Genomic DNA, 23059 nt, shown 5'->3' with positions numbered 1-23059 from the left:
ATGATTATTTCATCATCTGCTTGACCAACTCTTTATTCTTCTTCTTGAATACTTCATTGTGGGAAGATACCATGGCGTACTCATTTGCATCCGGCTGAATAAATTGCTTCGCCTTGTTGACCGCGTTTGCAGCATCCTGAAAAGCACCGGCAATCAAGTTCACTTTCCCAACATGCTTCAGGATATCTCCCGCTGCGTATAGTCCTTCAATTGAAGATTCACTGTTGGTTGAGCCTGCGATATAATACTGGTCGATCATATCGATGTTTAGTTTACTATTCTTAAGAAGAGATGTATCTATTTCATATCCATGATTGATGATCACTTCATCGATTGGTAAATAGGATACCTCGCCTGTCTGATGATTGGTCAACTCGACCTTTTCAATGGATTCATGATTGGTGGCGGCAATCAATTTGGAAATGGAGGTATTAAGTAAGCAAGTGGCCGAACTGTCCATTAACTGTGCACACTGTGCTTCGTGACCTTTAAGAGCCTCTTTTCGATAAGTAATATAGACTTTCTTTGCTACTGGTTCTAATTCATTTGCCCAATCAATCGCCGAATTCCCTCCACCGGAGATGATGACTGTTTTACCTATAAACCTTTTTAAAGACTTCACTGTGTAGTTTAAATTGGAGACTTCAAACCGCTCTGCCCCTTCGATGTCCAGCTTTTGAGGGTTAATGATCCCACTGCCGACTGCAATGATGACCGTTTTCGAGTAGTGCTTTTGACCTGAAGAACCTTCTAATACGAATATTCCTTCTTCACTGCGTGTGATCGATTCAACTTTTTCATTTAGAACGACCGTCGGATCGAATGTTAACCCTTGCTGAACGAGTTGTTCGATAAGTGTCGCTCCTGGTACTGGAGTAAGTCCCCCTACATCCCATATCATTTTCTCAGGATATACATGTATCTTCCCGCCCAATGTTGGTTGAAATTCAATAATCTTTGTTTTCATTTCTCTTAAACCACTATAAAAAGCAGAGTAAAGGCCTGCAGGTCCGCCTCCAATTACCGTTACATCAAATAGTTCATGATGATCCATTTCCGTTCACTCCTCAACAACCAAATTTTAATTGATTATCATTCTCAATTAAATCCTACAACTTTTTTTCACTAATGACAATACAAAAATTCATTGACAATAGTAAAAAAGAATTATAGTATGGAAATTGTTCGAGAATGAGAATCATTATCAATTTAGTTTTTATAAACGGAGGTATTAATATGGTTCGCCTCTTTACGAATGATTTAAACATCGGCTACGGTGATCGCTTGATTGTGAAAGATCTCAGTGTCAGCATTCCTGATAAAAAAATCACCACTATCATCGGATCCAATGGCTGTGGGAAATCCACATTACTGAAAGCCATTACTCGCCTCATCCCCCATCACTCGGGTAACGTCTTGCTAGATGGAGAAGACATTTCAAAAGGCCATACGAAAGTATTAGCCAAAAAAATGGCTATTCTCCCCCAATCGCCGGATAGTGCCAGTGGCCTAACGGTTGGTGAATTGGTTTCATATGGCCGATTCCCCCATCAAAAAGGGATGGGTCGATTAACAAAAAAGGATTACGATGTCATCAATTGGGCACTTGAAGTCACTGGAACGCTGGAATTTAAATTCAGAGAAGTCGATGCATTATCTGGAGGTCAGCGACAACGGGTGTGGATTGCCATGGCTCTTGCCCAGGAAACGGAAATTATCTTCCTCGATGAACCTACTACATATTTAGACATGGCCCATCAGCTTGAAGTATTGGAGCTCCTTCAAAAGTTGAACAAGGAACAGGAACGTACCATCGTAATGGTGCTGCATGATTTAAATCAGGCTGCACGATTTGCCGACTATATCGTTGCCTTAAAAGAAGGGGAAATGGTGAAATCAGGTAGTTGCGAAGAAGTCATAACCCACGAGGTCCTAAAGAAAGTATTCCAAATCGATGCCGAGATAGGAAGAGATCCTCGAACAGGCAAACCAATGTGCATTACATACAATCTACTAAAAGGAGAAGATCATTATGAAAAAATGGATAATACCGTTTACTCTACTATTGGTGCTACTTGTTAGTGCCTGTAGCAACAGCTCTACATCAGAAGAAGGTTCGGATTCGGCGAAGAAGGAAAACAAATCAGATACCATTACCTATCAATCCGAGAATGGTCCGGTTGAAGTACCAGCCGATCCGCAGCGTGTTGTCGTTCTATCATCCTTTGCTGGAAACGTCATGGCATTGGATGTGGATCTTGTCGGTGTCGATTCCTGGTCCAAAATGAATCCCCGTTGGGAGAAAGACTTGAAAGACGTGGAAGAAGTAACAGATGAGAATCTGGAGAAAATCATCGAGCTTGATCCTGATTTAATCATCGGTCTTTCCAACATTAAAAATGTGGATAAATTAAATGAAATTGCCCCTACCGTTACATACACATATGGGAAAGTAGATTATTTAACGCAACATATCGAAATTGGGAAACTATTAAACAAAGAAAAAGAAGCTCAAGAATGGGTGGATGACTTTAAGAAGCGTGCCCAAGCTACTGGCGATGATATCAAAGCAAAAATTGGTGAAGATTCAACCGTCTCCGTGATTGAAAGCTTCAATAAACAATTGTACGTATATGGAAACAACTGGGGTCGAGGTACAGAGATCCTTTATCAGGAAATGGACCTGAAGATGCCTGAAAAAGTAAAAGAACAAGCCTTGGAACCTGGATATTTCGCTCTCTCTACAGAAGTGATGCCTGAGTATGCGGGAGATTATCTGATCTTAAGCAAAGATCCAAAAGCAGATAACTCCTTCATGGCAACAGACACATTCAAAAACATTCCTGCTGTGAAGAACGATCATGTGTATGAAGTGAATATGATGGAATTCTACTTTAATGATCCGCTTACACTGGATTACCAGTTAGACTTCTTCAAAGAGAAATTTCTAGGCAATTAATTTTTAAAAGGGAATTCTTATGACAAGAATTCCCTTTTCTATACTATCAAAGAAAAGATGATTGATATGACAAACGAAACCCAGCGAATTCCATTTATCTATAAATTGATCGGTGCATCCCTCCTATTTGTTGTTGCCTTTCTTATTTCGGTCGTGTACGGGGCTGCAGAGACAACAGTGAAGGACGTATGGCAAGCCCTGACTTTCACAGGTGAAGGAGATAGAAACAACATTCTACAAGAAATTCGCTTCCCTCGTGAAGTTGCAGCTATTGTGGTTGGAGCTTCTTTAGCAGTATCGGGAGCCATCATGCAGGGGATGACGCGAAACCCTTTAGCCGATCCAGGTTTACTCGGACTGACAGCTGGAGCTAACGCCGCACTGGCCATTGCTCTCGCGTTTATCCCATCAATTAGCTATTACGGAATCATGGTTGCTTGCTTCATCGGCTCTGCTGTAGGAGCCCTTATGGTATTCGGGATCAGTTCAATGAAACGGGGAGGCTTCTCACCGTTTAGAATCGTTCTGGCAGGAGCCGCTGTTTCCGCTTTTCTATTTGCCATTTCAGAAGGTGTCGGTCTATTTTTCAAGCTATCGAAAGATGTATCGATGTGGACGGCAGGAGGGATGATCGGGACAACATGGAATCAGCTACAGGTGATTGTTCCGATTATTTTGATTGGGCTGTTGGTGTCTTTATTTTTATCCAGACAGCTGACGATTTTAAGTTTGAATGAGGAAGTAGCCATAGGATTGGGACAACGTACGGCTTTTGTCAAAACCGTTCTGTTCATTGTGATTGTCCTGGAAGCAGGTGCAGCAGTAGCCCTAGTCGGAAATATGGTATTCATCGGATTAATGATTCCCCATATGGTCCGGGCTATTGTAGGGACAGACTACCGTTTCATCATTCCCGTCTCAACCCTGATTGGAGCAGCCTTCATGCTACTCGCAGATACGCTAGGTCGCACCATAAATGCTCCATATGAAACACCTGTGGCAGCGATTGTTGCGATTATGGGCTTACCCTTCTTCCTATTTATCGTACACAAAGGAGGAAAAGGTTTTTCATGATACATCCAGATTTGATTAAAAAACAACGCTTGCTCCTTATAGCATTCATCATACTTATCGCAGCAACAGCATTTATAAGCATTGGATTGGGATATTCTTCGGTCTCCTATAATCGACTCCTTCCCACTCTTTTGGGTGAAGGATCATTTAAAGAAGAGTTTATCCTATTTTCCATCCGGTTGCCGCGAATCATCATCACGATCCTCGCCGGGATGGCCCTTGCCTTATCCGGGTCAATCCTACAAGGCATTACCCGAAATGACCTGGCTGATCCTGGCATCATCGGAATTAACGCTGGGGCAGGCGTATCGATCGCCATCTTTTTTTTATTTTTCCCGATCGACGCCGGTTCCTTTGCCTATTTATTGCCATTAGTCGCATTTGGCGGGGCACTTCTTACCGCCTGCTTCATCTATTTGTTCTCATATAATAAGCGCACTGGGATTCAACCTGTTCGACTCGTACTTGTCGGGGTAGGATTTTCCATGGCATTATCCGGACTCATGATCATCCTCATTTCAAGTGCTGAACGGGCAAAAGTCGATTTCATTGCTAAGTGGCTTGCTGGGAACGTATGGGGAACAGACTGGCCATTCATTTGGGCGATCCTTCCATGGCTAGTCATCTTGATTCCACTGGCACTCTATAAATCTCACATGTTGAATATACTGGGATTGAGTGAGCAGGTATCCGTAGGGGTAGGGGTCTCTATTAACCGGGAGCGCTTCATCATGCTATTAGTTGCAGTAGCCCTTGCCGCCTCTGCCGTTTCGGTTACAGGAGGCATCGCCTTTATCGGATTGATGGCTCCCCATATGGCCAAAGCATTAGTCGGCCCGCGGAATCAACTGTTCATTCCCATCGCCATACTGCTTGGAGGATGGCTTCTACTCCTTGCCGATACAATCGGGCGGAACATCCTCGAACCCGACGGCATCCCAGCCGGTATCATGATCGCCCTAATCGGTGCCCCCTACTTTATGTATCTGCTATTGAAGAAGTAGACGTGAGGGACGGACCTCTGATATTAGAGAAGAATGTTATTGGGACGGGATTTATATGTGATTATTGAGGTCCGTCCCTCAATAATCAATGAAGAACGGTACCGGTGATCTTTCCCGGTACCGTTCTTTTCATTACCTCACAGTCGTACTTGCTCCATTCCCGACAAACTCGGCCTCCTTTCCCCTATTCTTAACAGGCTTTTTACTCCAAAACGTTGCAAGAATTGGTCCTGAGATATTATGCCACACCGCTGCAATCACACTCGGCAATGCAGCTAGGGGACCAAAGTGGGCAGACGCCAATGCCACTCCCAGTCCAGAGTTCTGCATTCCTACTTCAATCGAAATGGCTCGCCTGGTCCCCTCATCCAATTTCATAATAATCCCTGTTCCATACCCGAGACCAAGTCCGAATAAATTATGAAGGATCACAGCTGAGAAAATGATCGTTCCAGAGGTTGCGATATTCTCAACGTTTGCCGATACCACTGCTGACACGATGATCATAATTGCCAATACTGAAATGAGCGGAACCACGTGTAAACTTTTTTCTACGGTATTAGGAAATAGTTTTCGAATGACCAACCCAAGTGTGATCGGAAGGATGATCACTTGAACGATCGAAAGGAACATGGCAATCGGATCCACTGGCAACCACTGCCCTGCTAAAGCTAGTAGAATCAGCGGGGTCAGAATCGGAGCAAGTAGCGTAGACAGGGAAGTCATTGCAACAGATAATGCCAGATTTCCTTTCGCTAAATACACCATGACATTGGATGCCGTTCCCCCTGGAACCGAACCAAGCAAAACCAATCCGGCAGCCAATTCATTCGGCAGATTAAGAAGATATGCAATCAAAAAGGCGCCTAATGGCATGAAGATGAACTGAGCCATTACTCCCGTGATGACAGGAAGCGGTTTTTTAAGTACCAATTGAAAATCAACGGGCTTTAACGTCAGCCCCATCCCGAACATCACGACTCCAAGTAGAATCGTAATATAGCCACCTAATGATAAGAATGGAGCAGGAACTAAATAGGCTACTGCTGCTACCAGTATGACCCAAACGGCAAAATACTTTCCAGCTAGATTACTGATCGTTTCGAGTAATTTCACTTATGTTCCTCCTTCTTTTTATGTACGAGTTTATGAGGATTGAAGATCTCATTCGGATCAATTGCCTGCTTAATTTTCTCCATGACCTGTAGGGCACCGCCGTGTTCCCTTTGTTGATACTTCATCTTGCCAACCCCTACTCCATGTTCACCGGTACATGTCCCGTTTCGTTCAAGAGCATACTCTACGATTTCTTCGTTGTATTTTTCCGCCCTCTTCACTTCTTCCGGATCGTGTAAATCGATCATGAGTGAGGTATGGTAATTTCCATCACCCACATGGCCAAGAATACCTCCAATCAGTTCTAACTCTTCAAGCCTTTTCCGTGCGTACTGAATCGCACCGGATAGTTCTGATATAGGTACGCACACATCTGTCACCATAAGCTTTCTTCCTGGATTTCCATGAACATAGGCATAAGCAAGATTATGCCTTGCTTCCCAAAGTTTGTTTCTCGCTGCAGTATCTTCTTCAAAAATGATCTCTTCACAATGGTGATCAGCCACGATTTCCTTCGTGAATTCAACATCCTGCTCTAGTCCCGCTTGATTCCCGTGAAACTCCAGGAACAGAGTAGGTTTCTCTTTATAATCGGTATCACTGAATACATTCACCTGTACCATGGAAGGCTCATCCACAAGCTCCACTCTCGCAATCGGAATGCCGGCCTGTAATATAGACACAACCGCTTCCACCGCATCATCAATTTGATTGAACGACGCACGGGCCGCCACAATATGTTCTGGAATGCCATATACACGGAGAGTCAGCTCAGTGATACACCCCAACGTCCCTTCAGACCCGACAAACAAACTGTTGAGGTTATAACCAGATGACGATTTTTGCGCCATGTTTCCTGTGTGAATCACTTCTCCATCAGGGAGAACCACTTCTAAATCACGAACCTGATCGCGCATGACACCATATTTAACAGATGTCGTCCCACTTGCATTCGTGGCAGCCATTCCCCCGAGAGTTGCATCTGCCCCTGGATCAACCGAGAAAAAGAGACCATACTTCTTCAATTCTTTGTTCAATTGAGTGCGGGTAACCCCAGGTTGAACCTTCACAAGAAAATCTTTCTCCCTTACCTCTAGGATTTTGTTCATCTGAGAAAAATCAATCGTGATCCCTTTATCATACGGAATCACATGCCCTTCAAGACTGGTACCGAGTCCAAAGGGAATGATGGGGGTACGATGGGCTGTTGCGACTTTCACAATCCCACTCACCTCCCTAGCACTCTCAGGGAACACAACCACATCAGGAGAACTTGGAATATGATACGATTCATCCCTCCCATGCTGTTCTAAAACCGTTTCATTCACCGTCACCTGATGACTGTCAACCACTTCCCTCAAATCCTCTACCAATCGACCATCCTTCAAACTCATTGGTCCACTCCCCTTCAAAAAAATGTATAATGTATCGAATTATACATAATAATCAGAATATTTCAATAGTAAAATCGTTATAAATTGAGGGACGGACCTCTAATCAAGTTGTTTCCGAGCAGATAAATGCTGTAATGACGCGAATTCGGAACAAAATGAAGAGGTCCGTCCCTCAAAAAAACATATAAAAAGTATCGGATCAGGTCCGATACTTTTTTGGTTTCTTATTTATGCGAGAGGTTCTGCAAATTCTCATTGAGCAGGGTAAAGAAATTCTCTATTTCTTCTTTTGGCACGTTAGGATATTGGTCCCCTACACTTACTTCATACGCACATTCGTTTTCGCTTACTTCCTTTATGTACCCCGTCAGGCCTATCCCGGTCACTTCATATAAATCGATTAACAACGATTCCACTCTTTTTTGAGGATAGTGGAAGAAGACGTGAAACATGTTGGACACAGGGATTTCCGGAAGTGTCGTGATTCCCTCGCAGTGACGGAAATAGGCTGCTAGCTCCTTTGCCCCTTCATAATATTCACCCATTTTATTGATCCGTTGATCAAAATAGTAATCAGCACTTAGAATATATGGATAAAGACTGATTAAATCGCCGCCATGGCGTCTTTTCCAAACCTTGGATTCTTCCGTGAAGCCCTCGTCCCCTGCCAGGATCGCTCCTGCAAGCCCCCCGATTCCTTTGTAAAAAGAAATATAAACACTATCAAACAGGGAGCATATCTCTTCTGCCGATTTTCCGTAGTGGGGAAGGATTTCATAGAGTCTGGCACCATCCAAATGAAGCTTGATTCCCTTATCACGACAATAGCGAGATATCGATTCAAGAGTTTCGTATGTTGGCAGTTGCCCCCCTATTTCCCGTTGCGGTAGTTCCAATAATAAGCAAGCAACTTCTTCATCAAGACCAACCACGTCATCAAGACTGATCACCCGATCTTTTTCCGCCAGTAACACCGGCTCGATGCCATGCAATTTCTTCAGGCCATCCTCTTCATGAATTTCCAGATGGCATAACGGATGGTACGCGACTTTGTGCACGTCTAGCTGATCACACCAGATGCGCAAGGCAATCTGCTGGGACATCGTTCCGCTTGGGAAGAATACAGCACGCTCTTTCCCAAGGTAGTCTGCCATTTTCTTCTGGAAGTCTTCAATTATTTTCCCTGAACCGTAAATATCGCTATCCATCTCACCGCTCATAGGTTCTAACGCCTCTTTCAAAACGTCAAGATTTCTCTTCCCATGTCCTTGTAACGGATGCGCAGCTTTTTTATATGCTTCAACTAACGTTTTTGCTTCCATCATCCTGCCCCTTTTCTTTTCCTCTTCTTGTGAACGGCCACTTTTAAGCATTGTGTTCCATTTAGTAGTCAGAATCTATGCCAAAACGTTACTATTTTTCTTCCACCTTTTCATCTGAGCTTTTTCGATAAACTCTCGTCTGTCCCCATAGATTCGAATCACATCACGGATCTCCTCAGCCAGGTATTGTTCATTCCGGGCATGAGCGAGCGATTCATACCCTGATCCCCGCTGTAAATAATCAGAAGAAGCAACGGAATACCAAGTCTCATCTTCTAATGGGACATTTCCAATTAGTATTTCTGAAACATGTTTCCCATCATGAATAACTTCCGCTCCGGAAACATGAAGTCTCCCGACGAATTTCCCACGGAATCCAGGACCCCTGCCATCGGCCAAACAAATTTGGCTATCCAGGGAATCCCCGATCGCCTTTTTGATGTGTTTTCCCTGAATTTCAAAAGATGTCGGGTTCAACGGTGAGGGACAAATTTCAATGAGTTTTTGATTGCTGATGAAATGAAATGCTCCTGCATTCACAATTCCACTATTAATCAAACCGAGGTCGCATTTCAACATGTCTTGAAGTCCATCTGCAATCAAGTTCGTGATTGGATTCTCTTCGATTACATCATGCCAAAGGGGCTTGTGCAATGTGTATAGCGGTCGACTTAACACGTCAATCGCTGTTTCTTTATTTCTTTCTAAAATCTTAACGATCTCAGGATCCACCTGTGAGGATTGAGTGGAGATTGTCTCTCCACGGAGCAGTTCAACCCCATCCTTCGTGACGTTCACTTCAATCAGGCCAATGTGTTCTCCATAGCAGCCGGCACTGTTCATCACTGTCCCATTCAAAACCTTGGCTTGTGGATAGAGCTCGTGATCGTGAGCAGAAAGGATGATATCGATCCCTTCCACCTCATTCACAAGCTCCTCATCGGCAAAGGTGCCGACATGATTGAGGAGAATACAAACATCATACTGTCCTCGATGCCGTTCTATCTCGACCTCAATGGCTTTTTTGTAATCCTTTATATGCACACCCAGCCCAACATTGAAACCCTGTAAGTCCGGAGATGCACCGGTAATGAAAATGCGCATACCATTTTTCTCGAGAATGACGCTCGGGTTTACCCCTTTGACCTGCGTTTTATCTTTGCTTAAGAGGTTGTTACTTATAAAAGGGACAGGACTATTGCCTGCCATATACTCCAGGGTATCGAACCCATTGAACATTTCGTTATTTCCGATGGTCAACGCATCGTATCCTACAGCTTGAAGGAGTTCAATCGCAGCCATTCCTTTAGTTCCTTGAAGCTCGATACTTCTGAAATCAGCGAAGTCTCCTCCATCAAGAATGATGGTATTCTCATCTTTATGCTCCTTGATTAAAGATGCTGCTCTTGAAAATGCTGCAAAGTGGCTGTGTAAATCATTCGTATGTAGAATTTTTAGTTTCATCATAACCTCCAGGATTTTTTCAGAAAACTCTCACTTTTAATAGTATAGGAAATGAAGAAGGTGTAAAGGGCTTTTATGGAAAAAAGAGAGATTCGTTCCATTTTACAGGAGATAAACTCTTCATATATTATTCAAACATCGGCACACATGGATCCATATCATAACAGTGAACAAGCATCGCATGAAGCTGTCCCCGATGATGATATAGATGGGCGGCGATTTCCACCAGCCATTCGAATCTAGTATAGGTCACTCCCCAATAGGCCGTGGTTTCAACTTCAAGCATGTCGTCAGTCATCCCGGAAACCTCTTCTTTTAATAGGCTGAAATTGCTGATAAGTTCTTCTCGCATTTCTCCAAGGGTATTCAAGCTTTTACTTGAATAATAGGTATTCATTTCTTCTTTACTTGCTCCTCCCGCAATAAGGGCATCCGCCCTACAGATGAGAGTCATATGGGAAATCAATTCCCCGATCGAATGCTTTGATGCGGTAGGTCTATTATGTATGTCTTCCTCTGTGAGACCGTCGATGATGTCCATGATGGACGTGATGACCACCTCGATCTGATGCAGCACGCTTCGACTATATGAGTTCATATACAATCCCCCTAACTAACCATTTATCATCCATTATACAAGGAGAGTTCCATTGACACATGCCATCAGCTGCATATAAAATGTGAAATAATCATCTTGAAGAAATAAATTCATCTATATACTCGTATAATATTGGAAATATGGTCCAAACGTTTCTACCAAACTACCGTAAATGGTTTGACTACGAGAGAGAGCAGCGACAGAAGTCCCTGCTCTTCTCTCTCTATGTCAAACCCTGGGTGCATCCCGGGGTTTTTTTATTCGATAAGGAGAGGATCTCATGAGTACACAGAAAGAAACACTAAAACAACGAATTGCAGCTGCAAATAGAAGCATCCCCGCAGACCTGGTCATTAAAAACGCAAAAATTATCGATGTCTTCAACCTCTCAATCATCGAAGGCGATGTAGCTATTTCAGGTGGAGTGTTCGTTGGAATCGGTGAATATGAAGGGAAACATGTGGTGGATGGGAAAGGAAAATATATAAGTCCGTCCTTCATTGATGCCCACGTCCATATTGAATCCTCTATGGTACCACCTTCGGAATTCGCCAAAGTCGTACTTCCCCATGGAGTCACGACGGTCATCACGGATCCTCATGAAATTGGAAACGTGGCGGGAGAAGAGGGAATTCAGTTTATGCTGGACGATTCTGAGAACATTCCATTAGATGTGTTCACTATGCTCCCCTCCTGTGTTCCTGCAACTCCTTTTGAAAATTCAGGGGCTACATTAACCGCCCATTCGTTGCAACCTTTCTATCAACATAAACGAGTCCTTGGGCTTGCGGAAGTTATGGACTATCCTTCCCTCCAAAAAGGGGCAGATTCGATTGTGGATAAAATCATCGCCACCACCCCATTCACTCCCCACATGGACGGGCATTTAGCAGGATTAGATGCGTCTGCCATCAATGTGTATAAAGCGGCTGGAATTCGAACCGACCATGAGTGCACCACCGTTTCGGGAGCATTGGAACGCTTGCAGCGGGGGATGTACCTATTGATTCGGGAGGGATCTGTTGCAAAGGATTTGAGGTCACTCATCGGCGTCGTAAACGAAAGAAATGCCCGCCGTTGTCTTTTCTGTACAGATGATAAGCATCTGGATGATTTAATCGAAGAAGGCAGTATCGATCACAATATCCGCTTAGCGATCCGAGAAGGTCTCGATCCAATATTGGCGATTTCCATGGCATCCCTGAATGCAGCTGAATGCTACGGTTTACATCAAAAAGGAGCCATCGCACCCGGATACGATGCTGATTTCATTCTCCTTGATGACCTTGATACAATCGCAATATCCGAAGTGTACAAAGCAGGGAAACCAGTTGCCATCCATGGTCAATTTATCGGGGGTGAGAGAGACAAACATGTTCCAAAACCAGCTCTAACCTCAACCGTGCACATTCCGGACATCACTGAGAGAGATTTACAAATTCCAATTGGAAACAACCAAAAAGCTCATATCATTGAAATCATTCCAAACCAACTCAGAACGAACAAACGAATTGAAACGGTACAAGTGGAAAATGGATCTTTCACTCCTTCCGCTAATGATCATCTTAAAATGGTGGTCGTTGAACGACATAAACTCACAGGTAACATTGGCCTTGGTATCGTAAAAGGGTTCGGGCTGAAAAAAGGAGCCATAGCCACCACCATTGGACACGACTCCCATAACATCGTGGCTACCGGCACAAATGACGGAGATATTCTAAAAGCCATCCATGTGCTAAATGAAATGAACGGTGGTCTAGTGATGGTGAAGAGTGGTAAGGTCATTGCCTCCCTTCCTTTACCGATTGCAGGCTTAATGTCTGATGGGGGATATAAAGAAGTGGCTGCGGGACTTCATCTGTTGAATGACGCATTCACCAAATTGGGATTCTCCGGGGACTTCAATCCATTTTTAACACTCTCCTTTCTGACCTTGCCTGTCATTCCGGAACTTAAGCTGACCGATATAGGCTTATTTGATGTGAAGGAAGCCCGTCATATTGAGGTTGGGGTAGAGGAGTGATGATTGGCGTGGTTGACAGGTGAATTGCTCCTGTATTTTAACAGCTGAAATACTTGCTCTTTTCTCCCGATGAAACTCCCCGATTATTCAGCAGTTAAAGCAAAATGTGTAACACAACAAAAAGAGATGCCTCTACACTAAGGCACCTCTTTTCTTTCCCCTTATTTACTACCCTGACCTGCTTCATTCAGCTCTTTGTCTTGGTTTTCATTTGTGACCGCGACTTCCTTGTCTGCTGACTCGGAGATTGTTGGCTGATAAGGTCTTTCGTGAGCTCTGCCGGCATACGATTTCAGTAATTCTCCTACATCGATGCCTGTCATTTCACGTAATGGTTCTTGCATATCAAGCATCGTTCTGGTGATACTTTTTCCAAAGGAAGGCACTCCTTGCCCATTCCCGGAATCGATGATCTTGACCGAATCAATGTTGTTAAGCGGCTGAGCAATCTTCTCTGCGAAGACTGGCAGCATTTCGATGAGTTTCTCTGTGATAATGACATCGCCATGCTTTTCCATCGCTTCTGCAAGGAGCTTGCGTGATTCGGCTTCCGCTTTACCACGTTCACGGATTACATCGGCTTCTGCTGAACCTTCTTCTCTGCGTATCTTCGCTTTTGCTTCTCCGTCGATTTCAGATTTTCTGGCTTCGGCTTCTGCTTTACGGGTCGTTTCGTAGTAATCTGAATCTGCTTTCGTTTTACGGACCTTGGATTCTTCCGCTTCGAGCTTAACGGCTCGCTCACGCTCAAGGAATTGAAGGGTTAATTCTTCTTCTTTTACTTCCTTGGCAAGTTTGGCTCTTTCCAGCTCGTAGGATTGTTCTGATTTTGCTCTGGCACGTTCTGTTTCTTCTTTAAATGCAGCGTCTTTGATGTCCTTTTCTTTTTTCGACTCTGCAATTGTGATTTGCCGTTTGTATTCTTCTTCCTTCGCTTCCTGATCGGTTTGCGCTCGGTGAATACGGGTTTCTCGTTCTGTGTTCGCTTCCGCAATTTCAGCTTGTTTGCGAACCTCTGCGATACGTGGACGACCAAGATTTTCTAAGTATCCATTCTCTTCGTCGGCATCCCTTATGTCTGTCAGTCCAAGTGACGTGATTTTAAAGCCCATTAAATCAAGCTGTTTTTGGGCAATTTCTGACACATCGGCATTGAATTTTTCACGATTACTGTTAATGTCTTCAACAGTCATTTTTGATAAAATCGCGCGCAGATTACTTCCGAGCACCTCTATGATTTCATCTTCAATTTCTTTTTGATCTTTACCAAGGAACTGCTCGGCGTAGTTAGCAATCCCGTTCAAGGTATCGGCAACCTTTACCATGGCCACTGCTTGGGCGACGATCGGTACCCCACCATTTGTATAAACTCTTGGTGTAGATAATTTTAATTGGAAGGAGGTAAGATTCACAGGAGTTGAAGTTTGGAAACGTCTTAATCTGTACCCTCCACCACGGATGATCTTCATGGAACGGCCTTCCTGGTCAGTGAAAATATTCGATTCCTTTTCAGGATCCCCGAGTTTTGGTCCGGTAATAATCAATGCCTGATTGGACCGTGCCGTTCGATAGCGGAACCTCATCCAGAAATAATATGCGATTCCAACAATAGCCGCAATGACCAGTACAGGAATCATGAAAACGAAAAACCCAATCACACTTAATGATCCTAGCATTCTGACAACCCCTCTCAACAATTTGTTTAAATCAGAATCGAAACTGATTTAATTCTTAAATAAAAGTGCTAGCTACACCAGTATATACGGAACAGATAACGAAAAAGTTTCAATATATTAGGCGAATCTCCTAAATTTATATATAAAAAAAAGCCCGAACCTGTAAAAGGTTCAGACATACAATCTATCGGAACAATCCGTATATGGCCCCAAGCAGGGTGAATATGACGAGATGATCACCTATCGCGATAAGAAACATACGTTTTGACAGTAATCCAAATAAAGCATTTTTCAAGTAAACAAGGGATATGAGAATTCCAATGATTCCACCAATCAATGCCCCTCCTGCTATACCACTTACTCCGGTCGTTTGAACGAGAATGCCTACCAAGAGCGAGCTGATGAATGCTACCAACACCGCCACTACATATTTAACCGGTCCCACGTTGTCCTGATCTTTCTTCCCAAGTAAAATCGAATAATATATTCCCCCGTACACCATATACAACACCGCTCCAGCTACTAGTGCTGGCAAATTCACATCTAATGTCATCCCTATTCCTCCATTAATTCGGTTCGATGGCTAAAGCGATCCCTTTAATACTGCATTTAATTTCGAGTGTTCCTTGTAGGATGTCAAAGTCTATGAGTTCAACCGGGTTACCAAGGTATCTGTAACCACTTTGTGGCAGCCAGTAGCTATAAAGCTCTGAATAGCACTCGATTAACTTACCTCTTTCCCGGTAATTGACTGGTTCATCGAATTCATATACTACATGCTTACCACCGCGGAAATGAATAAGGTCTTCTCCTTCTTCTACGCAGTCAACATGATTGACTGCTACGCGACAATCATACCTGTTCTTTTCAGGAGGTGTAATATAAGGATTGCTCTTAGGCACTCCTACTATTAAAGGGCTTTCCTCAATTAGATTTCTTGCATTCCCAAAACGGTAAAGGTCTTGCCACTTTTCCGGGATACCTTCAATATAGGAACCCCGATGATACCGATTGACGGTCTGACACTCTGGAAAATAGGCAGTTCTCACTTTTGATAAATCAAGCCATGTAAACTCATTATAGGATTTATCCTGATGGAATTCTTTCGCTTTTGTGCTGAAAGATTTAGATTTCTTGCTATTTAGATATTCACGGGGGAACCGTTCTAAATAAGCTCCTTCCCTCCAGTTTTTTGGACTGGCTTTGAAATAAGCATTAAATGAATAGGTAAAATAAGATAAGGAGGAAAAACCACATCTCAAAGCAATTTCCGTTACGGGAATCTGCGGTTCATAAATCAGCATATGAGCAGCTTGCTCCAAACGGATTCTTTTCACATATCCTGCCGGCGTTTCTCCGATAATCCCTTTAAACAACCGTTGAAAATGGTACGGTGAATAGGTAGAGACACTCGCTAACCGATTTAATGAAAGATCCTCATCAAGATGATGGTCTATGTAGTGGACTACTCTGTTGATTTGTCTATGTTGATCACTATGCGTCATTCAATTCCACACTCCCCGAGGCTTTTACTTCCATCTTTCAAGTTTGTGGATATTCTTCACAAACATACCTGATAGAAAAGACGGAACTCCCATTTCAATGCATTTCCCTTTGACGAACCCTTTCATTTCATCCACCGACAGGTCTTTTTGTGTGAACTCGCCTTCTCGATAACAATGCTTACAATACATCGTACTAGTTTCAAGGTTGGCTTCCGTTCCACGAACTTCCGTTTTCTTTAAGGGCATCCCACAACTCTGACATTTTTTATATTGTTTCATATCAGCTGCCTCCATTTTTTCTTCATTTTACCATAATGGTTGATTCCGATCTGAACTTCTATGATAAAATAAGAGCGTTCACAATTTAATACTTACTCATTGGTGAAAATGATTGAATATCATTTTCTTAAAAGGGAAGTTGGTGAAAATCCAGCGCGGTCCCGCCACTGTAAGGCTGAGATTTCATATGGATCCACTGTTTCATAAAGGAATGGGAAGGAATATGAGATCGATGAAGCTGAGCCAGGAGACCTGCCAATTTGAGAAGAACACAGTAGTTCCTACGGGAGATAGGAGGGTGTTGCGCTAGTGGAACGTCAATCGGGAAATCACACGATTCTGGACACTTCCTTGGAATAGCCGCATCTTCTTTTTTCAAGGAAGATGCTTTTTTTATTTCTATTAAACAATCAGGAGATGAGGAAATGGAACAAGCCTATTCAGTAGAACGTTCACGAACCGTCCAAACTAAATTGGTACTGCCGCCGGATACCAATCATATGCAAACCATCTTTGGTGGGAAGATACTATCCTATATCGATGAAATCGCCGCACTATCCGCCATGAAGCATTCAAGCTCTGTCGTTGTGACAGCATCAATCGATTCCGTCGACTTTTTATCTTCTGCCACGGTCGGAGATGCTTTGAGCCTTGAAGCATATGTCACTTCTACAGGAAGAACATCCATGGAAGTCTATGTGAAGGTGTACTCAACGAACCTGCTGACGAGTGTCAAAACCTTAACGACCGAATCATTTCTGACGATGGTAGCCGTTGATGATAAAGGAAAACCGAAGCCGGTTCCAAAAGTCATTCCACAATCGGAAGAAGAAACAAGACTGTTCAAAACCGCCCCGCTTCGGAAAGAACATAGGCAGAATCGGGCACTCATTCTTTAACAATCCAGACACAAAAATTCCCCACTCTCAGTCTGAGAGTGGGGAAAAAGGGGTGTTCGCCGATAAAATTGAGAGTTCGCCGTTAAATCCTGGATTTCGCCGTTAAATTTGAAATTCCGCCGATATATCCTGGATATCGCCGTTAAATTTCTAATTTCGCCGATATAGTCATTGAAGCCTTCAAAAAGGCAGTCTGCTCAGCTTCTAAAGAATCCTACAGCAAAGCCTGAGGAATCCTCAGGCTTTGCTACAAATCAATATCTGACATTAATCAAGTGAACGGACGTAATCGGCAATCTTAGACATTTCGATTTTACTGAGCTCTGCTTTATCATCATATTGGTGCCGGTCAATTGAATCTTCAATCGTTTCAGCACTTCCATCATGGAAATAAGGAGCGGTCGCCCAAACACCTACGAGACTTGGCGTATCAAAGCTCAAGCCATCCCGGGGATTTGTAAACTTCGCTCGATCGTCCCCTTTTGAAGAGACATCGTATTGGTTTGCCGTACCAATATCATGAAGGTAATTGGTTATGTCTGTCGTAAGATCCCCATTAGCATCGACCGCCTTTACACTATCGGTAAACTGACTGCCGCTATGACACGTTATACAGGAAGCTTTTCCTTCAAATAGAACTTTCCCATCCTTCGCTGAACTTGTTAATTCCCCGTCTTTCTTATAAGGACTTTCAGGTACAGGGAAAGAACTAGGCTCCTTCAAAAAGGCAAATAGGTCATCATACATCTTTTCCACATCGTCAGGCAGTTTTTCACCTGGTTCATACTTCATCATTCCGCCCATTTCCCCTTGGACCGTTAACAGGTAATCCGTAAAGTCATCTCTGCTTCCATCCCATAGAAAGAGACCAGTCTCAGAGGTTCGGGTGTTCGTAGGAACATTCCGTTGCCCCTTCCCGGTCATAAGTGTCAAGCCATCGATTTCTCCATCACTATGACAAGACGCACAGCTCATCCAATTGTTCCCTGTGATATCCGCTTCAAACTCGTCACTGTTGGCGCTGTAGAAAATCGTCTTTCCTTTGCGCACGTCAGGATCGAGTGGATCTTTTTTGATCAAGGAAATATTGTCGTGCAATTTTTTCGCCCTTGAGTGAGTGGAGGCACCCCCTGAATCGATGGTCGCAATATCATGGCTCATGGCGTTATGGACATAAAGAGTTTCTCCACCTTTGCCTAATAAGATTCCACGAGGATTGTCGCCTTCGATTCTTCGTAAGATTTGAGTAGCATTCCCACCACGTTTCAGATCAAAGATGACTAGATCCTCACTTCCTGACATCACCACGTATCCTTTTGATCCATCCTTTTGGAACGCCACATCATAAGGATTCGATACGATCATCGTTTCATTTTTAGAATCAAGCACATTGATTTCATCAAAAAGTTCTTTTCTCTGCTCCACTAATTCTTCATCTTTTTCAAGATCTACGACTGAAATGGCTGGAAATATTGTTTCCTCAAATTGAATGGCCGTGTCTACATTTGTCACCAAATGAGGGACCCAAGCCGTTTTCCCATCAGGAGCAATCACAAATTGTTCGAGGGTATTCGGGATTCCCTGACTCTTCTTTCGATCAGAAGTATCAGGGGAATTTGCTAATTTAATTGTTTTAATAACCTTCTTTTTTTCTGTATCCAAAATAGAGATTTCACCGGATAAATAATGAGGAACGTATAATTTCTTTCCGTCAGCTGTAAGAGCCATCGTTCTTGGTCGATCATGCACGGGAATCGTATCTGTCACTTCCCCGTTCTCTACGTCAACGAGCATAACCGTGCTCTCCCGATAATTGGATACATACAACGTCTTCCCGTCCTGACTCGTCGTCAGTCCAAAGGGTTCGGACCCCACTTCAAAGGAATCGATTACATTCCCTTCTTTTAGGGAGATTACATCAATTTGGTTTTCATACCGGCACGACACATAAAGCCGATCTTCATCTGGTGATAGCGCCACTTGTACAGGCTCTTTCCCCACAGGAATTTCCTTTTTCACCTTCTGTGTCGACTGATTCACAATGGATACTGTATTTGCATCGAGATTCGCTACATAAAGCTCAGTACCTTCTTTATTCTGAATGATATTATCGCTATTCACAGCTTCTTTTCGGATAGAATCAAAGCTCGGGTTATCGTTGGTTGTGGTTTGAATGGAACATGCAACAAGCGTTCCTACTATGAGAAACGCCGCCGCATATCCTATCATCTTTTTCATAGGATCCCTTCTTTATCGTTTTTCGACTGTGACAGGAAGTAAAACAGGTGCGATACCATTTTCACCATGCCCAGCTTGAATTTGTGGAACATTGTCTCCATCTGTATTTCCAGATGAGTCCTTGCTGTCATAATAGTCCCCAGTATCCCAGAATTCACTCGCCTGCATTCCTTCTTCTAGGGACGGACCATCAATGACCGTATCATAGAAATCACTGTATCGTGATGTAATCGTGTCTATTTCCAAACTTTCAGGGGTTTCAGTATCAGACTCTTTATTGCTTAAGTTTTGCAGAGCAACACGGTACGTTGCAGAAAGTGCGCCTGCTGTATATGGAGTGTAGTCCATTTTCCCTTTAGCTGTCTCATAGGCTTTCACATCTTTGTCCCATAGTTGTGAATCCATGGCGTCATAGATTGTACGGGCTGCTTCCCGATACTTCTCATCATCGGTTGCTAAGTAAGCCGCGGTCAATCCTCTGATTGCACCTAATTGAGCATCTAATGTAATTTCATTGTCGGCACCATTTTCCATATCAAAGCCTTTGGCTACAAGGCCTGAATCCATTATTAGGTTGTCAATCATGAAGTCTGCCTGCTTACGGATCATTTCCAATGCACGTTTTCCTTCTGCTGTCTTCAATCCTTCAGCAGACTCCCCTGATGCATATCCAACAGGCAGACCATCTATGGCACGTTGGAAAATTCTCATGGATTCCATCGTGTATCCTGCCTGGAACGTGTCCATATATGTTCCTTGTTGTTGTCCATCATTTTCTGTGACAAAAATGCCTTTATCATTATTGAAATGCATGGAATCTATATTTTTGAACACATGTAGCATCACATTTTGATTGGCAGTGAATGGATCTGTTCCGTTCACATCGTTAGCCGATGAATCATCTGTATTTTCTTTAGGTGCTGATGGATACGGGGCACCGTCAAATAAAGCCTGGAATGAAGGTGTCTTGTTTGGATTGCTTTCTCTTTGATCGGTCATTCCGAAGAATTCTGAACTTGGCCAAAGCATCATCCACTGATCTTGAAGAACACTGTTTGAATCTTTGACAGCTAACGACTTTGCCTTTGGTGCCTGCTTACCGTCTTCTGCCACTTCCACACTATGTGGTAAGTACACAAATCCTTTTTCAGGATCATATTGACTTCCTAATCCGGCAGCCGTCAATTCCCCAGTCGAGCCGTCAACAAACAGTTCATTCGAAATATAATTCACTTTATTCCATATTTCTTCTGTCAGTACCGCTCCCTGGAAGCCATCTGCTGAGCTGACTCCGATTGCAACATTTTGATCATCGTCATCCTTTGACGTTTCACCTGCAAGCTCTTCGTCCCCATCAACCGTATGGAAGCCGCCCATGAAGTCGCCGGCCCAAAGTGCCTGCTTGAGGAACGTTCCTCCATATGCTGAAGGCACAAGGGTCTTCTCCATTTTATCACGGTCCCACCGGAGTGATTCGAAGTTTACTTGATACATAGGTACATAGCTGCCATCATCATTTGATGCGTACTCACTTGTATCTACTTTGTTCTTATAGTGGGGATCTCCGGCAGAGTATTCAATAAATGTCGGATACATGTTCCTGAATATTTCATCTTGGGGATATCCGACAGCATCGGCCAACTCGTAAAAACGGTTTCCTAATTTTTCATCGGTTGTTTTTCCATTTTGAAGAGTCTCAACAGCAGGACCATTTATCAAGTGTAAGCCCAGTCCCGATTTTTCGACTACTTCATACATGGCTTCCTCAGAGTATTCATACGATTCAACACCTGCAGTATAATCAAACGGTGTTGGCTCATCGATTGTATTAATATCCAATATATCTAAATCCAGGCCCAGGCTTTCTGCAAGCGGCTCACCTGATAACTCAAACTCTGCATAAGCAAACATATTTCCAGCTGTATCAAAGGAATAATCAGATACACTAACTTTGCTTGCTCCCTTGCTTGTTTCTTCTGCTTTATGTTCATCTTTTTTTGTGCCTTCTTCTTTGTCATTAAAACAACCTGCAAGCATCAGTGATGAAGCAAGTACAGATGCAGAAAGTACTTTCCATGGTCTATTCATTCTATGTAACCCCTCTCAACAATCGGAACCATCCGAGAATGATTCTCATTACTATTTACTAGTATAGTGTAATTGAGAAGGTATCTCAATAAGAAGTTTAATAAGAAGACAAATAGTTTACGAGAATGTTAAATCTTCGTTGACAGACAGCAGATACTTTATCACAAATAACATTTCTGGATAAAAAAAACATCTTTTTGAAACCTCAACCTCTTCCATTCGTATCCATAGTAACAAGATAACAGGGAAGGCTGATTGTATTGAAGAAAAATATTGTCCTATTGGATCTAATGATTTATGTAGCACTCCCACTCTTGATGTGGAATGTGATGAGGGATTATACCGGGGATTATTATGCTATGCTCCTTTCTTCTGTTCCAGGAATCATTTATACCATCTACCGCTTTATTGAAATGAAAAAAGTGAATACCTTTGGCCTGTTTATTTTGCTCACTTTGATTATCGGTACCTTGATTGATGTACTCGCCGGTTCGTCCTTACAGCTCCTTTGGAATAATGTCTATTATGCCGCTGCACTAAGCTTGTTTTTCTTATTCACCATGATCATCAGAAAACCCATTCCCCTTTACTTTGGACTCGATTTCGCCGAGCTTCAAGGGTACGACCGCACATTCAGTAAGCGCCTCTATTATAAGAAGCCCGTTTATCGCGTCTTTCAATTGATCACCCTCTGTTTCGCTTTAAGAAGTGGGATTTTTGCCATCTTCAAAACATGGCTGATTTTAGAATACGGGGTTGAAGCCTTTGATAAAGGAATCCTTCTACGTCAGGCGTTCAGCTGGATCATGACTGGGATCACAGTGGCTGGTTTCATTTATATAGGGAAGATCATCAAGGATTCTCCACAAATGGTGAAGGAAGTCCAGGAAGAAATGGATGGGGATCTGAGAAAGATGGTTTAGTCCTTCAAAATCTCATAGCCTGATAGACTCTGATCCAAGGAGCTTCGTTTCAGCCGACAGTTATTTTTTTCCTTGAGCATCATCTTCTCCTCCCTTCATACATATAATACCTTGAGAGGAGGAATGACAAAATGGATCGTTTTATTCTTTTATTACTTGCGGGTATTCTTTCCGGTTTCGCCTTATTGAAGCTTCCATTAGCTGGAACGTTCTTAGAAAGCGTTTCCCCGGTCACAGACATCATCGGCATTTTAGCAATTCTTATATTCTCTCTCTTCCTTATCTTTAAAGGCATCATGGCCATACTTGGTAAGTAAGCGTGTAGGGGCTGTCTAAATCGTCCGTTTTCCTGCTAAATGAGCACAAATTAAAAAGCCAAGAATGTTGATTTATCAGCATTTTTGGCTTTCAATTTTATTAGAGAAATGTTTAAAAAATCACTTTTCGGACACGGCTTTATTGATATTTATTCTTCGAAGTTGATTTGTTTGTTATTT

The 23059-nt window shown here is 43.0% G+C and carries 20 protein-coding genes and 2 riboswitches; of the genes, 8 read left to right on the top strand and 12 right to left on the bottom strand.

Going from position 1 to position 23059, the window contains the following annotated elements; genetic code table 11:
- Positions 1-4 precede the first annotated feature (4 nt).
- On the bottom strand, positions 5-1054 hold the full coding sequence (locus tag FGG79_RS19310) for an NAD(P)/FAD-dependent oxidoreductase (protein WP_138781355.1): 1050 nt from the start codon (positions 1052-1054) through the stop codon (positions 5-7).
- A gap of 182 nt (positions 1055-1236) precedes the next feature.
- On the opposite strand from FGG79_RS19310, the gene FGG79_RS19305 reads away from it, so the two are divergent.
- The 4 genes from FGG79_RS19305 to FGG79_RS19290 all read left to right on the top strand — a co-directional run bounded on the left by FGG79_RS19305 (position 1237) and on the right by FGG79_RS19290 (position 5037).
- A complete protein-coding gene (locus FGG79_RS19305) occupies positions 1237-2082 on the top strand; it encodes an ABC transporter ATP-binding protein (protein WP_138781353.1) in 846 nt (281 codons plus the stop codon).
- On the top strand, positions 2033-2959 hold the full coding sequence (locus FGG79_RS19300) for an iron-hydroxamate ABC transporter substrate-binding protein (RefSeq protein ID WP_138781351.1): 927 nt from the start codon (positions 2033-2035) through the stop codon (positions 2957-2959). Before FGG79_RS19305 ends, FGG79_RS19300 begins: the two co-directional genes overlap by 50 nt.
- 66 nt (positions 2960-3025) lie before the next feature.
- Positions 3026-4033: a FecCD family ABC transporter permease gene (locus FGG79_RS19295; protein ID WP_138781481.1), complete on the top strand. Its 1008-nt coding sequence runs from the start codon at positions 3026-3028 to the stop codon at positions 4031-4033.
- Positions 4030-5037 (top strand): FecCD family ABC transporter permease, encoded by a 1008-nt coding sequence (locus FGG79_RS19290; protein ID WP_138781349.1) that lies wholly within the window; start codon positions 4030-4032, stop codon positions 5035-5037. The genes FGG79_RS19295 and FGG79_RS19290 overlap by 4 nt, the downstream gene beginning before the upstream one ends.
- A 132-nt stretch (positions 5038-5169) precedes the next feature.
- Here FGG79_RS19290 and FGG79_RS19285 read toward each other — a convergent pair whose 3' ends face one another.
- From FGG79_RS19285 to FGG79_RS19265, 5 genes are all read right to left on the bottom strand, one after another.
- Positions 5170-6153, bottom strand: a complete 984-nt coding sequence (locus tag FGG79_RS19285; RefSeq protein ID WP_138781347.1) for a bile acid:sodium symporter family protein — start codon at positions 6151-6153, stop codon at positions 5170-5172.
- Positions 6150-7547 carry an FAD-binding oxidoreductase gene (locus tag FGG79_RS19280; protein WP_138781346.1) on the bottom strand — a complete coding sequence of 466 codons (1398 nt, stop codon included), beginning with the start codon at positions 7545-7547 and terminating at the stop codon, positions 6150-6152. Before FGG79_RS19280 ends, FGG79_RS19285 begins: the two co-directional genes overlap by 4 nt.
- Positions 7548-7771: 224 nt before the next feature.
- Positions 7772-8872 carry a threonine aldolase family protein gene (locus tag FGG79_RS19275; protein WP_138781344.1) on the bottom strand — a complete coding sequence of 367 codons (1101 nt, stop codon included), beginning with the start codon at positions 8870-8872 and terminating at the stop codon, positions 7772-7774.
- Between the two features lie 72 nt (positions 8873-8944).
- On the bottom strand, positions 8945-10333 hold the full coding sequence (locus tag FGG79_RS19270) for a bifunctional metallophosphatase/5'-nucleotidase (protein WP_138781342.1): 1389 nt from the start codon (positions 10331-10333) through the stop codon (positions 8945-8947).
- A gap of 127 nt (positions 10334-10460) precedes the next feature.
- Positions 10461-10931, bottom strand: coding sequence for a DinB family protein (locus FGG79_RS19265; protein WP_138781340.1), 471 nt, complete (start codon positions 10929-10931; stop codon positions 10461-10463).
- A 102-nt stretch (positions 10932-11033) separates the two neighbouring features.
- A riboswitch (purine riboswitch) is annotated at positions 11034-11135 on the top strand.
- A 76-nt stretch (positions 11136-11211) separates the two neighbouring features.
- On the opposite strand from FGG79_RS19265, the gene ade reads away from it, so the two are divergent.
- Positions 11212-12954 carry an adenine deaminase gene (gene ade / locus FGG79_RS19260; protein ID WP_138781338.1) on the top strand — a complete coding sequence of 581 codons (1743 nt, stop codon included), beginning with the start codon at positions 11212-11214 and terminating at the stop codon, positions 12952-12954.
- 161 nt (positions 12955-13115) lie between these two features.
- Here ade and FGG79_RS19255 read toward each other — a convergent pair whose 3' ends face one another.
- The 4 genes from FGG79_RS19255 to FGG79_RS19240 all read right to left on the bottom strand — a co-directional run bounded on the left by FGG79_RS19255 (position 13116) and on the right by FGG79_RS19240 (position 16414).
- Positions 13116-14630, bottom strand: a complete 1515-nt coding sequence (locus FGG79_RS19255) for a flotillin family protein (protein WP_171051008.1) — start codon at positions 14628-14630, stop codon at positions 13116-13118.
- A gap of 184 nt (positions 14631-14814) precedes the next feature.
- Positions 14815-15183 carry a DUF1761 domain-containing protein gene (locus tag FGG79_RS19250; protein ID WP_138781336.1) on the bottom strand — a complete coding sequence of 123 codons (369 nt, stop codon included), beginning with the start codon at positions 15181-15183 and terminating at the stop codon, positions 14815-14817.
- 13 nt (positions 15184-15196) lie between these two features.
- A complete protein-coding gene (locus FGG79_RS19245) occupies positions 15197-16135 on the bottom strand; it encodes an AraC family transcriptional regulator (protein WP_138781334.1) in 939 nt (312 codons plus the stop codon).
- Positions 16136-16159: 24 nt separating this feature from the next.
- The gene (locus FGG79_RS19240) at positions 16160-16414 is read right to left on the bottom strand and encodes a zinc ribbon domain-containing protein (protein ID WP_138781332.1); all 255 of its coding nucleotides are present in this window, start codon (positions 16412-16414) and stop codon (positions 16160-16162) included.
- Positions 16415-16497: 83 nt separating this feature from the next.
- Positions 16498-16688: riboswitch (cobalamin riboswitch) on the top strand.
- A gap of 151 nt (positions 16689-16839) precedes the next feature.
- Here FGG79_RS19240 and FGG79_RS19235 point away from each other — a divergent pair.
- On the top strand, positions 16840-17313 hold the full coding sequence (locus FGG79_RS19235) for an acyl-CoA thioesterase (protein ID WP_138781330.1): 474 nt from the start codon (positions 16840-16842) through the stop codon (positions 17311-17313).
- A 267-nt stretch (positions 17314-17580) separates the two neighbouring features.
- On the opposite strand, the gene FGG79_RS19230 is transcribed toward FGG79_RS19235, so the two are convergent.
- Positions 17581-19551, bottom strand: coding sequence for a beta-propeller fold lactonase family protein (locus tag FGG79_RS19230; RefSeq protein WP_138781328.1), 1971 nt, complete (start codon positions 19549-19551; stop codon positions 17581-17583).
- Between the two features lie 12 nt (positions 19552-19563).
- Positions 19564-21639, bottom strand: a complete 2076-nt coding sequence (locus FGG79_RS19225) for a hypothetical protein (protein WP_138781325.1) — start codon at positions 21637-21639, stop codon at positions 19564-19566.
- A 260-nt stretch (positions 21640-21899) separates the two neighbouring features.
- Here FGG79_RS19225 and FGG79_RS19220 point away from each other — a divergent pair, with 260 nt between their 5' ends.
- Both FGG79_RS19220 and FGG79_RS19215 read left to right on the top strand, forming a co-directional pair.
- Positions 21900-22562 (top strand): VC0807 family protein, encoded by a 663-nt coding sequence (locus tag FGG79_RS19220; RefSeq protein WP_138781323.1) that lies wholly within the window; start codon positions 21900-21902, stop codon positions 22560-22562.
- Between the two features lie 131 nt (positions 22563-22693).
- Positions 22694-22879 (top strand): hypothetical protein, encoded by a 186-nt coding sequence (locus FGG79_RS19215; RefSeq protein WP_138781321.1) that lies wholly within the window; start codon positions 22694-22696, stop codon positions 22877-22879.
- Positions 22880-23059: the final 180 nt, after the last annotated feature.

It is taken from the genome of Bacillus sp. BHET2, assembly GCF_005938125.1.
Lineage (GTDB): Bacteria > Bacillota > Bacilli > Bacillales > Bacillaceae_B > Rossellomorea.
This window is presented reverse-complemented; position numbering and strand designations above follow the sequence as displayed.